The sequence below is a fragment of the Streptomyces sp. NPDC007164 genome (assembly GCF_040634135.1).
Classification (GTDB): Bacteria; Actinomycetota; Actinomycetes; order Streptomycetales; family Streptomycetaceae; genus Streptomyces; species Streptomyces sanglieri.
In genome coordinates, this window is record NZ_JBEYFB010000066.1 from 1 (window position 1) to 11,644 (window position 11,644).

Consider the following 11,644-nt stretch of genomic DNA (forward strand, 5'->3'; position numbering starts at 1 on the left):
CCAGCGTGTTGTGGGCCTTGCTGCGTGACGGACGAGTCTTCACCTCCGCTCCGCCTGTCACGCAAGCGGCTTGACTTCATCATTGAGACTCCTGGTGGCCGCGTTCGGTGTCTTCGTCGCCCCGCGGCTGCAAGGCCGCTACGGCACGGCCCCCGTGCTCTACGCCAACCTGTTGGGCCTCGGCATCGTGATGGCGGCCATCGCGGCCGACGTCAGCACGCCCACCGTGGTGATCGTGGCCGTCATCGTCAGCGGCGCCTTCATCGGCATCAACAACACCCTCACCACCCAGGCCGTCATGCTCGTCTCCCCCGTCGAGCGTCCTGTCGCCTCCTCCGCCTACGGCTTCCTGCGCTTCATCGGCGGCGGCCTGGCCCCCTTCATCGCCGGCAAGCTCGCCGACGCCACCGACCGGAGCGTCCCGTTCTATCTCGGCGCCGCCACCTTCCTCCTCGCCATCCCCGTTCTGGCCAGCGGCCACGGCCTGCTGCGCAAGGCCGAAGCACACACCGGCGACAGTGAACCGGTCGCGCCGTCGCTCACCCGAGTCGGCAGCCCGGCCGCCACAACCGATGCGCCTCCCGTCGTCGCCGTGGGCTCCCATGCCCGGGCCTCCGCCACAGTGGACGCTGCGGCGCTGGTGGCTCGCGACACCGGCAGTCCACTGGAGGTCGTCCACATCCAGCAGGCCGCCGTGATCGAGGAGCAGGCCGTCGACACCGAGACCGCCGACCAGGCGCGCGCCGCCGTGACCGCTCATCTCGACCGGCTCACCGCCCACGGCATCGTCGCCACCGGCCAGATCCTCACCAGTGTCGGTGACCACGCGCCGCGGGCCGCGCCCTCGCCCGGCACGCCGCGGACGTACACGCCCGGACGGTGGCCATCGGCCACTCGCCTCGTGGGCCCGTCATCCAGTTCGCCGACGGCAGTTTCACCACCGCGCTCACTCATGCCGCCGCCTGCACCGTCATTCTCGTCGAGCCCGACAGCACACCACAGCCCCTCACGACGGATGCCCTGGCAGAGCTGCGCAACGGCGCGTCCTGAGTAGCGGCCCCCCGTACTGCCCGGATCGCGGGCTGCGGCGGCTGTCCGACGGGGCCGCCGCCCGCGATACTCGGCTTCGCACTGCCGTCGTGCCGAGAGGCCGGGCATGCTCGTCACGGACCTCAGCAGCGACGGTGTCAATGCGTCCTCCGGGGCGCGGCACACACGGAAGGGACAGCAGCTCGGCGGGTCCAGAAGCGAACGCCGGAGGGTCCTCCGGAACATTGGCAGGACCTGCGCGTCGCTCTCAACCGCTCGTCCGGTCGTCCGGTTGTACCGCCGCTCGTCGGACATCGGGAGACGCGGGCGGGCGCGCCGGTCGGAAGGCGGCTTCGCATCCCTCCGCGCGCAGTCCGGCTATGCGCGATCGACGAGCAACTCGGCGAGGGAGTCGACGAATTGCGTGAGCCAGTCCAGTCGATTCCCCGTCCTCGCCCTACGAAATCCGTGGCGGCGGCCCCAGAACGACGACTGGACAGCATGGAACTGGGCCCAGCGCCGGGCGCGTTCACGATCGACTTCGGCTGCCTCGGCGAAAACGTGCAGGGCGCGGAACAGAGCCTTTCGCAGGTCGTCGGCCCTGACGAGCGTCAGTGCCTGCGCCCTGAGCAACGTCCCGCCGTCGTACGTCGACGTCCGGGCTCGCTCCAGCAGCATCGCGAAGCGCTCGTCGTCGCGTTCGTGCAACCGGACAGCCCCACGCCCACCCCAGGCGGCGAACGCGTCAGGCTCATGGACGTTGCCGGGGTGAGGGAAGGACACCTTCATCACGGCCGCTCCCTCCGCCGGCCGTTGCACCGGAACAATGATCCCGACGCCCCCGTGCATGACCTCGCCGTCCGGCACGCATTTCCAGCGCCCCAACAGCTCTTCCACGATCCCGGGCAGTTCGGCGAGCCAAGCCGCTCCGGGCCCGCCCTCTCGCTCGACCGTGCTCCTGGCGAACGTCTCAGGTACCTCGATCATCCCCGCACCCTACGCGCCGGCCGAGTGCGAAACCGGACCGGTGCCCCTCACTGGTCTCCTCGAACCCGGCGCGGGTGCCGTCGAAGTCCGCTCACGTCGCGGGAGACATGCTCGGTGCGGGGCTCCCCGGTGGCAGCTGCCAGCCCATTGCCGCTGCCCAGCGTTCGGCCGCGATCATCAGGATCTCGGTGGCCATGGCCTTGATCTGCCGGCGTCCTGCAGGTCCGGCACACTGTGGGCCAGCCGTCTTTTGAACGCCCCCCATTGCCGTCGGGCAGCCTCGTCGGCACGCAGGTAGTCGCGGAACAGGAGCGCGTAACGGCAGTTCGGCTCGCCTTCCCGGCGTAGGCGTACGTTGCACCTCCGTGCACCCACCGGCGGGGCGAACACCAACTTGCGGCATTCCTGTCCACCCGAGATCTCGGCTCGATTCCACGGCTCGGGCCGGCAACGGAAGCCGATCGCGGCGAGGAGCCCGACCTGCCGGGCCTCTTGGATCGCGGCGACACGCACCTGGACGTCCACACAGTCCTTGGCCGCCAGGCCCGGCACCGATGTGGATCCGATGTGGTCGATCGCGCGCGCCTCGCTTCCCAGAGCCTTGTACAACTCCCCGGCCAGCAGCTCGAATAAGGCATGCATCCAGCCTGGACCCCCACGGATGTCACGGGCGCCGGAAACCGGAAGCCGGAAGCCGGAAGAGCGAACAGGATCGGAACGAACGAACAGAATCAGACGGCTTCCACGGGAGGAGTCAGTCCGCCCCTCGGACCATCGGTCCCGGACCGCCCGCGTCCGTCTCATCCGTCGCGAGTCCTCCCGCTCCGGGGGCTTCCACACCAGGAGCTCCCACACCGGAGGCTCCCGCCCGCAGCCCGTCCATCACGAGGTCCAGGAGGCGCGTCGCGCGCGGCTGCCAGTCGCTGTGCGGGTCGATCTGCCAGAGCCCGGCGATGGCGAGTACGAAGTCGTCGGGGGTCACGCCCGGGCGGATGGTGCCGGCCTGCTCGTTCGCGGTCAGCAGCAGTGTGACCGCCCGGGTCACCGGGCCGTGCCCCAGTTTGGCCAGGCTGCTGCCGAAGTTGCTGGTGGACTTGCGCAACGCGTCGGCCAGGCCGGCCTTGGCCATGGCGTACTGGGCCAGCCGGTCCATCCACTCCCTCAGGGCCCGGTCGGGTGCGCGGGTGCTGAGCAGCTGGGCCGCGGTGTCTGCCACCTGCTGCATCTCGAAGCGGTACACCTCCAGGACGAGGGCCTCGCGGTTGGGGAAGTTGCGGTAGAACGTCCCCTGCCCGACGCCCGCCTTCTTCGCGATGGTGCTCAACGGCGCGTCCGCCGCCCGCGTCAGTTCCGTCATCGCGACTTCCAGAATGCGTTCACGGTTCCGTTGCGCGTCCGGACGCAGAGGCGCGCCCTGCTCGTCACGCGTCTCGCCCCGTACCTCGTCCCGCATTCTTCCTCCTCACCGAAAGGGCAACCGGGCTCGCTGAAAGGGCAACCGAGTCCGGCCTTGCTGAGCGGACAGCTGTCCGCTAGGTTCGACGACAAGTGGACAGCTGTCCGCTTGGACTCACCCTAGCGGCAGATCCGGCCGGTGCGGCTGACCTGCGCCCACCGCCATCGGTTCATTCATTCTCATCGCCCTCTCCCTCCCGTAATGTCCACCGGGATCGTCTCGCTCGACGCGCATCAGCAATGCGAAAGAAGGCTGATCATGACTCCATCGACGTCCAGTGCCATCACCCTGAACATCAATGGCGAAAAGTACACGCTGCCCGTCGACCATCGCACCACCCTGCTCGACGCCCTGCGTGAGCATCTCGATCTGACGGGGTCCAAGAAGGGCTGCGACCTGGGTCAATGCGGCGCCTGCACGGTGTTGCTCGATGGGCGCCGAGCCGTTTCCTGCCTCCAGTTGGCGGTCGCGGCCGAGGGGCGTGCGATCACCACCATCGAAGGTGTGGCCGATGGCGAGCGGCTTCATCCGGTCCAGCAGGCTTTTCTCGACCTCGACGGCTATCAGTGCGGTTACTGCACACCCGGGCAGATCTGTTCGGCCATCGCGGTGATCGAGGAACACGCGGCGGGCTGGCCGAGCGCGGCGACCGACGATGTCCGGCCGGAAGCCGGGGTGCCCGCGCTCAGTGCCGAGGAGATCCGCGAGCGGATGAGCGGCAACCTGTGCCGCTGCGGTGCCTATGTATCGATCGTGCAGGCAGTGGCACAGGCGGCCGGGGTCCAGGACAAGGAGGCAGTGGCGTGAGGGAATTCGGCTACGAACGAGCCTTCGATGTCTCCGGAGCGGTCGCCTTGATCGGTTCCGACCCCGACGCCCGCTTCCTCGGCGGCGGCACCAACCTCGTGGACCTCATGAAGACCGGCGTGGAACGGCCCGCGCTCCTGGTCGACGTACGTGAACTCCCGCTCGACAGAATCGAGTTGGACCGGGACGGAGGACTGCGGATCGGGGCGACCGTCACCAACAGCGACCTCGCGGCCCATCCCCACGTGCGGCGTCACTACCCGGCGTTGACGCAGGCCGTGCTGGCAGGCGCCTCGGGGCAGCTGCGCAACATGGCCACGGTCGGCGGGAATCTCCTCCAGCGGACCCGCTGCGGCTACTTCACCGATATCAGCAGGCCGTGCAACAAGCGTTCCCCCGGCAGTGGTTGTCCCGCTGTCGGAGGCGAGCACCACAACCACGCGATCCTCGGCGCGTCCGAGCACTGCATCGCCACCCATCCCTCGGACATGGCGGTCGCGCTCGCCGCCTTCGACGCCGTGATCTCGTACGAAACGGCGGACGGGCCGGGCGAGTTGCCGATCGACGGGTTCTATCCGCCCGTGCGCGACACACCGCACATCGAGACCGCGCTCCCGCCGGGCGCTCTGATCACCGGCATCACGCTGCCGCCCGCCCCGGTCGCCGCCCGCTCGCGGTACCGGAAGGTGCGCGAGCGCGCCTCGTTCGCCTTCGCGATCGGGTCGATCGCCGGCGCGCTCGACGTCGAGGACGGAGTCGTGCGCGAAGTCCGTCTCGCGCTCGGGGCTGTCGCCTCGATGCCGTGGCGGGCCCGTGCGGCCGAGCGCGTGCTGGTCGGCGGGCCGGCGAGCGCGGAGGCGTTCGCCGCCGCGGCGGATGCCGAGCTGGCCGCCGCCGAGGCCCTTCCCGGGAACGGATACAAGGTGACGCTGATGCGCAACCTCATCGTGGCCGTGCTGACCGAACTCACCGAGGAGGTCTCCCGATGACCACGACGACCGGGACCACCACCATGACCGGAGCCATCGGCTCCGTCCGCACCCGAGTGGAGGGCCGCGAGAAGGTCACCGGGGCGGCCCGCTACGCCGGAGAGGTCCCCTTCGCCGAACTCGCCCACGGGTGGCTGGTGTTGTCCACCGTGCCCCGTGGCCGGATCCGCTCGGTGGAGGACGGACCGGTCCTGGCCATGCCCGGAGTGCTGACCGTGCTGCACCACGGAAACGCGCCTCGCGTCGACATCGACTACATGGGCATGCTGGGGCGGCCGAACCCGATCGTCGGGATGTTCCAGCACGACCGCGTGCCCTTCGCGGGCTGGCCGGTGGCGCTGGTGGTGGCCGAGACGTCGGAGCAGGCCAGGGAGGCCGCCGAGGCTCTGGTGGTCGAGTACGACGTGGAGCCGCACGATGTCGTGTTCCGTGCCGGCCGTCCGGACGCCTACACGCCCGAGAGCACTCCGATGGTCCAGCCGGAGACGGAGAAGGGGGACGTGGAGGCTCAACTCGACGCGTCCGCCTTCGTCGTGGATGAGCAGTACACCACTCCGGAGGAGCACCACAACCCGATGGAGCCGCATGCGGCCACGGCGCGCTGGGACGGCGGCCGGCTCGACGTCGTCGACTCCAACCAGGGCAGCACCTGGGTGGCGAACGAGCTGGCGCAGCTCTTCTCCCTCGATCCGGCATCCGTGCGGGTGCGGTCGGAGCACGTCGGGGGCGCCTTCGGATCGAAGGGGCTGGGCCCGCATCAAGTGGCGGCCGTGATGGCCACGACCGTCCTCCAACGCCCGGTCCGTGTCGTACTGACTCGCCGCCAGATGTTCTCCCTCATCGGCTACCGCAGCCCCACGGCGCAGCGGATCCGGCTCGGTGCCGACGCCGACGGCCGGTTGCGTGCGCTCGACCACCAGGCGCAGAGCCTCACGTCGACCGTGTACGAATTCATCGAGTCGAGCGCCGTCCTGGGGCGTGTGCTGTACGACGCCGACGCGCATCACACCCTTCACCGGCTGGTACGGCTCGACGTTCCGACCCCGACGTGGATGCGCGCACCCGGCGAGGCACCCGGATCCTTCGCCCTCGAATCGGCCCTCGACGAGCTGGCCGAGAAGTGCGGCGTGGACCCGATCGCGCTCCGCACACGCAACGAACCCGAGACCGGCCCGGTGTCCGGGCTGCCGTTCAGCAGCCGCAATGTGCTCGCCTGTTTCGAGGAGGGCGCCCGCAGGTTCGGCTGGGCGGACCGTGATCCCCGTCCCGGCCTGCGCCGCGAGGGGCGCCGGCTGATCGGGACGGGTACGGCGGCGGCCACGTACCCCTCGGGGGTCGGTCCCTCCACAGCGGCCGTGACCGCGGAACCGGACGGCACCTTCACCGTGCGGATCAACGCGGCGGATGTCGGGACCGGGGCGCGGACCGCGATGCTTCTGGTCGCCGCGGACACCCTGGGGGTGGATCCGGACTCCGTACGGGTGCGCATCGCGGACAGCGACCTCGGCCCGGCGATGCTCGCCGGCGGCTCGATGGGAACGCGCTCCTGGGCGTGGGCCGTGACGATCGCCGCGAACGAGCTGCGGGAGCGTCTGGCCCTGGGAGGCGGGATTCCGCCGGAGGGGATCACCGCCCGGTCGGACACGGCGGAGGCGATCGGCGCGCTCTCCCAGAAGGAGCGCCACTCGTTCGGTGCGCAGTTCGCCGAGGTCGCGGTGGACATGGACACCGGTGAGGTGCGCGTACGACGGCTGCTCGGCATCTACGCGGCGGGCACCATCGTCAACCCGCTCACCGCGCGCAGCCAGTTCATCGGCGGAATGATCTGGGGCCTGTCCATGGCCCTCCACGAGGAGGCGGTCAGGGATCAGGGCTCGGGCGGCCACGTCGGCCCCGACCTCGCCGGCTACCACTTCGCCGCGCACGCCGACGTGCCGCTCATCGAGGCCGACTGGGTGGACGACCCGGTCCCGGGCGATCCGATCGCGATCAAGGGCGTCGGTGAGATCGGCATCGTGGGCGTCGCCGCCGCGATCGCCAACGCGGTGTGGCATGCGACCGGGGTACGTCACCGGGAGCTGCCGATCCGTCCGGACCGTGTCCTGCGTGCGGCGGACGAGGCACGCCGCCGGACCGCGGAAGGAATTCCCGGTGGCCGGGACGAGGGAGGATCCCGGAGTGGCCCGGCGGAGATCGAAATCCCGGGCGGCGGGGCGGAAGGAGGAGCGCCGGGTGCTTGACATCGCCGAGGAGCTGAGCCGGTGGTTCGAGGAGGGCCGGGACTTCGCCGTCGCCACCGTCGTGGCCGTCGGCGGCAGCGCACCACGCGGTCCGGGCGCTGCCCTGGCCGTCGACGGTGACGGCACCGCCATCGGCTCCGTTTCCGGCGGTTGTGTGGAGGGCGCGGTGTACGACCTGTGCGTCCGGGCGCTTCGGGACGGGCGGCCGGTGCGCGAACGGTTCGGCTACGACGACGAGGACGCCTTCGCTGTGGGGCTCACCTGTGGTGGCGTCATCGACATCCTGGTCACGCCGGTGGGCACGGACGCACCGGTGTTCCGGGCAGGGGCGTCGGCCGCGGCCCGGGGAGAGGCCGCGGCGCTCGCCCGGGTGGCCCGGGGCCCGGTGGAGCTGCTCGGCCGGGCGCTGCTCGTCCGCCCGGACGGATCGTACGAGGGGAGCCTCGACGGACCACCGGAACTGGACCGCACCGCGGCGGCGGAGGCCCGCGCGATGCTGGACATCGGCCGCACCGCACCGTCGAGATCGCGGAGGACGGCTCGCACTGTCCGGGCGGCATGACGCTGTTCGTGGAGTCGAGGGTGCCGCCGCCCCGGATGATCGTGTTCGGCGCGGTGGACTTCGCGACGGCGTTGGTCCGGGCGGGCAAGTTCCTGGGCTATCACGTGACCGTGTGCGACGCCCGGCCGGTCTTCGCCACTCGCCTCCGCTTCCCGGACGCCGACGACCTGGTGGTCGACTGGCCGCACCGCTACCTCCGGCGTACCGCGACCGATGCACGGACCGTCCTGTGTGTGCTCACCCATGACGCCAAGTTCGACGTTCCCCTACTGGAGGCGGCCCTGCGGCTGCCGGTCGCGTTCGTCGGCGCGATGGGCTCGCGCCGCACCCACGAGGACCGCGACCGCCGCCTGCGTGAAGTCGGCCTGACGAACCAGGAGTTGGCCCGTCTGCGTTCCCCGATCGGCCTCGATCTCGGTGCCCGCACCCCCGAGGAGACCGCGCTGTCGATCGCTGCGGAGATCGTCGCGGCGCGGCGCGGCGGAACGGGTGTGCCACTGACCGGATCGGGGACGCCGATCCACCATGACGCGGACGGCGGGGAGGGCGGAGACACCCGCTCCCGAGCGGCGGCGTGATTCGGCGGGGCCGGGCGGCTCGGTGGTGTGTCGCGGAGTTCGTTCGAGGCACGTCCGACCGCCCTCCTCCGAGGCAGCGCGCCCACGAGGCCGCTCAGTGGCCGCGCCCGCTCAGCCCGACACCGAGTTCCGCCAGGCCGTCGAGGACCAGGTCGATACTGACCGCGGCGAGCAGAAGCCCCAGAAGGCGGCCGAGCAGTTCGAAGGTCGCATGGTGCGTGGCGCGCAGTACGCGTTCCAGCAGCAGGATGCAGACGAGGTCGAGCAGAATCACCGCCACGTACGCACCGGCCACCGTGGAGCGCCAGGTCCAGGACGAACGTGCTGTGGCCTCGATGAGCAGTGCTGTCATGGCCAGCGGGCTGACGACGAACGGCACGAGAAGCTGACGCAGGCCGCTGGTCACATCGGGGGTGTCCTGGTCCGGTGCGTCCATTCCGGTCGGAATCCCCAGGACGAGACCGACGGCGTAGAGGAAGAAGATGATGCCGCCGGCGAGCAGGAGCGCCGGTGTACTGATGTGGAAGAGGTCCAGGAGCAAAGGAGCGGTCAAGCTGGCCACCAGACCGATGAAGACCGCCGCGCCACAGGAGATGAAGGCGATGGTGCGCAGTTGGCGAGTCGGGTGCAGCTCGGCGAGGTGGGCGAAGGAGATCAGAACCTTGGGCGGCCCGACGACCGAGACGAAGGTGATCAGAGCGGCGGAGAAGGTGAGCGCGTTCACCTACGAAATCTAGGCGGCGGAGACCGGATGCTCGTGGCAGGGCGAGGCTGGTGTCGCTCACTTCCCGGGCCGGATCCGCTTCGCAACCGAAGCACGCCGCTGCCGGTGAAGCCGAGTTCAGTTGTCTCTGGGCTGCTTGGCCCGGATCGGTTCGGGTTGCCGAAAGCGTCGCGAGGGGCACATGGCGTTCCACTCCTGCGGGCCCCAGCGCCGGACGGCGAACGGCGGACGGCCCGTGCCACCCGCCCGCAGGCGGGGACACGGGCCGACCGTGCCTCGGACGCAGCCGCGACCTCGGCCTCAGCCTCGGTCACAGCCTCTCGGTCACGGCCGAGGCTTCGCTCGGCGCGCGGAGGCCGGCTCAGAACACGAACGGTCCGGGCGACTGCGTGGATGTCGCGTTGCAGGTCGCGGTGATGCCGAAGACCACGACCTTGAGGGACGTGGCCACCAGGCTGTCGCCCGAAGCCACGGCCCCCTTGAGCGGCCCCGTCGACACCGGGCTTCCGGCGGGTATGGCGGGGTTGGAGTTGCCGGTGAACGTGACGGCTCCCGAGCCGTTGTTGGTGAGTGTGAGCGTCGACTTGACCGAGTTGGCCCCGATGCTGATCGGTGCCGTGATGGCAGACGTCGAGACATCGATGGTCGCGGTCGTGCCGCTCTGGGAGGCGGTGAGGGTCGCGCTGCCCGAGCCGTAGGATCCACAATCGAAGGAAATGGTCGCGGTGGTGGGGGTGACCGCGTCGGCCGTGGGTGCGAGTGCGAGCGTGCCTGCGGCGAAGGCGGAACAGAAGGCGAGTCGCCGTATGCCATGCCTCATGGTGATTGCCCTTCATGTGGGGGGACCGCCGGCGCGTCGAATCGGGGAGCCGCGCCGGAATGCAGCAATTCTCTGACGAACCGTCAGCCTGGATTGCCTTCCTCATTGAGACACGACGACCTTGAAGCAACAAGGCGCATCGCCATGATTCTTGACATGCTACGGCCAAATTCGGTCACGTTCGGGCAGGCCTCCCGGGCATGGGGCGCCCGGCGAGCATCAAGAGCTCGCCGGGGACGCGAACCGCCGGCCTTCAATCCGTACCCCGTCAGGAGGGCAGCTTCAGGTCCGTGCATCCATGGCGCTGTGCCGCCCGTTCGGCAAAGGCGCGCAGGGCGGTACGGAGGTAGCCGCGCGGCGGGGCCGCGTACTCCGTGTCGTTGACGGTGAAGAGGGCGCGCGGGCCCTTGCCGCATGCGGCGCTCGCCCAGGCGCTGTGGCGGTCGGTGCCCGCGTCGCCTCGGTAGCCGTCGAGGTCACCGTCGTCGGAGGTCCGCAGGCGCTGCGCGTATGGTCCGAACGCGGCGCCGAACCAGTAGAGTTCCTCGTCCCGCGCCTTGGTCTCGCCGAGTGCACAGGTCTCCAGGAGTGCGGTGCCGGGGGCGGTGGTCTCACGGTGCCAGTCGACTGAGTCGTCGCCGGGGTCGGGTACCCCCGCGCAGGTGCCGGTGGCGTTCCCGGGCGTCGGGCTGTCGGGTTGTACGGGGATGGGCGGCACCCGGGAGCCGTGCGGAGCGTCGCACGACCACCGTTCGGCGGCCCGCTCGGCAGTGACCGCGGCCAGTCGGGCGATCCGCCGGGTCTCCTCGGCATTCTCGTGCGACTCGTCGGCTCTCACGGTCACCACGAGGGAGGCGGGCAGGTTGGTGCAGTCGAGCACGATACCGGTGTCACGGAAGTCGGTGTGACCCTGCCAGCCACCGCCGATGGCAACGGGCAGGTGGTCGGAACTCCCGTCGCGCAGCATCGAGAGCGGCTCCCCGGAGACATGGCGGTTGCTGACGGCGTCGTGCGGGATCAGGGCGACCAGCAGTCGGGTGTCCGCCACGCCGCACTCGTCCCAGCGGTTGTCATCCGCACCACCCGTGCGGTCCCACGGCAGTCCGGGATCGATGGAGTTCGAGGTCAGGGCGGCGGATTCGACGGCCGGAATCAGACCCTCGCAGTACGTGGCGAGCCTGTCCTCGTACCGCCACCGCTTGCCGGTGTCGCTCATGCGGTACCAGCCGTAGCCGGCCACGAGCAGCAGGACCAGTGGCAGCGCCACGAACAGCGCGATCCGGCGCATCGTCCTCATCGGGCGTCGCCCTCCCCCGTATCGATCAGGCGCCCTGCCTATCATCCGCGGCCCGGGGCCCGACAACCGCCGTAACCGAAATGAGCACTGCTGCGGAATTTGAGCAGCGCAGATCACACCACCCGTCCGTGCGGTCCGCCCGGGAGGGGCACGAA

Annotated in this window: 8 protein-coding genes and 3 pseudogenes; 5 read left to right on the forward strand and 6 right to left on the reverse strand. The window is 70.2% G+C overall.

The genetic code is table 11. The annotated features are described in order from the left end of the window. Positions 1-88 precede the first annotated feature (88 nt). A pseudogene (locus tag ABZ622_RS37910) lies at positions 89-1,050 on the forward strand (MFS transporter); the annotation flags it as partial. A 357-nt stretch (positions 1,051-1,407) separates the two neighbouring features. On the opposite strand, the gene ABZ622_RS37915 reads toward ABZ622_RS37910, so the two are convergent. From ABZ622_RS37915 to ABZ622_RS37925, 3 genes and pseudogenes are all read right to left on the reverse strand, one after another. Further along, entirely contained in the window at positions 1,408-2,016 is a 609-nt protein-coding gene (locus ABZ622_RS37915; protein WP_360551279.1) for an aminoglycoside phosphotransferase family protein, read from the reverse strand. 91 nt (positions 2,017-2,107) lie between these two features. Next, positions 2,108-2,658 (reverse strand): annotated as a pseudogene (locus tag ABZ622_RS37920) (GrpB family protein). Positions 2,659-2,770: 112 nt separating this feature from the next. Beyond that, positions 2,771-3,469 (reverse strand): TetR/AcrR family transcriptional regulator, encoded by a 699-nt coding sequence (locus ABZ622_RS37925; RefSeq protein ID WP_360551281.1) that lies wholly within the window; start codon positions 3,467-3,469, stop codon positions 2,771-2,773. Between the two features lie 261 nt (positions 3,470-3,730). Here ABZ622_RS37925 and ABZ622_RS37930 point away from each other — a divergent pair, with 261 nt between their 5' ends. The 4 genes and pseudogenes from ABZ622_RS37930 to ABZ622_RS37945 all read left to right on the forward strand — a co-directional run bounded on the left by ABZ622_RS37930 (position 3,731) and on the right by ABZ622_RS37945 (position 8,648). Beyond that, the gene (locus ABZ622_RS37930) at positions 3,731-4,279 is read left to right on the forward strand and encodes a 2Fe-2S iron-sulfur cluster-binding protein (RefSeq protein WP_360551327.1); all 549 of its coding nucleotides are present in this window, start codon (positions 3,731-3,733) and stop codon (positions 4,277-4,279) included. Continuing rightward, positions 4,276-5,268, forward strand: a complete 993-nt coding sequence (locus ABZ622_RS37935; RefSeq protein WP_360551283.1) for a xanthine dehydrogenase family protein subunit M — start codon at positions 4,276-4,278, stop codon at positions 5,266-5,268. Before ABZ622_RS37930 ends, ABZ622_RS37935 begins: the two co-directional genes overlap by 4 nt. Beyond that, entirely contained in the window at positions 5,265-7,508 is a 2,244-nt protein-coding gene (locus ABZ622_RS37940; protein ID WP_360551285.1) for a xanthine dehydrogenase family protein molybdopterin-binding subunit, read from the forward strand. The genes ABZ622_RS37935 and ABZ622_RS37940 overlap by 4 nt, the downstream gene beginning before the upstream one ends. Then, a pseudogene (locus ABZ622_RS37945) lies at positions 7,501-8,648 on the forward strand (XdhC/CoxI family protein). The gene ABZ622_RS37940 and the pseudogene ABZ622_RS37945 overlap by 8 nt, the downstream one beginning before the upstream one ends. Positions 8,649-8,742: 94 nt before the next feature. Here the strand turns inward: ABZ622_RS37945 and ABZ622_RS37950 are convergent. The 3 genes from ABZ622_RS37950 to ABZ622_RS37960 form a co-directional block, all read right to left on the reverse strand. Next, positions 8,743-9,372, reverse strand: a complete 630-nt coding sequence (locus ABZ622_RS37950; protein WP_360551287.1) for a MarC family protein — start codon at positions 9,370-9,372, stop codon at positions 8,743-8,745. 361 nt (positions 9,373-9,733) lie between these two features. After that, on the reverse strand, positions 9,734-10,192 hold the full coding sequence (locus tag ABZ622_RS37955; RefSeq protein WP_360551289.1) for a hypothetical protein: 459 nt from the start codon (positions 10,190-10,192) through the stop codon (positions 9,734-9,736). Between the two features lie 268 nt (positions 10,193-10,460). After that, positions 10,461-11,489 carry a hypothetical protein gene (locus tag ABZ622_RS37960; protein WP_360551291.1) on the reverse strand — a complete coding sequence of 343 codons (1,029 nt, stop codon included), beginning with the start codon at positions 11,487-11,489 and terminating at the stop codon, positions 10,461-10,463. Positions 11,490-11,644: the final 155 nt, after the last annotated feature.

Coding starts and splice junctions, on each gene's coding strand:
- ABZ622_RS37915 (WP_360551279.1), bottom strand. CDS start 2,016: ATGATCGAGGTACCTGAGACGTTCGCCAGGAGCACGGTCGAGCGAGAG.
- ABZ622_RS37925 (WP_360551281.1), bottom strand. CDS start 3,469: ATGCGGGACGAGGTACGGGGCGAGACGCGTGACGAGCAGGGCGCGCCT.
- ABZ622_RS37930 (WP_360551327.1), top strand. CDS start 3,731: ATGACTCCATCGACGTCCAGTGCCATCACCCTGAACATCAATGGCGAA.
- ABZ622_RS37940 (WP_360551285.1), top strand. CDS start 5,265: ATGACCACGACGACCGGGACCACCACCATGACCGGAGCCATCGGCTCC.
- ABZ622_RS37955 (WP_360551289.1), bottom strand. CDS start 10,192: ATGAGGCATGGCATACGGCGACTCGCCTTCTGTTCCGCCTTCGCCGCA.
- ABZ622_RS37960 (WP_360551291.1), bottom strand. CDS start 11,489: ATGAGGACGATGCGCCGGATCGCGCTGTTCGTGGCGCTGCCACTGGTC.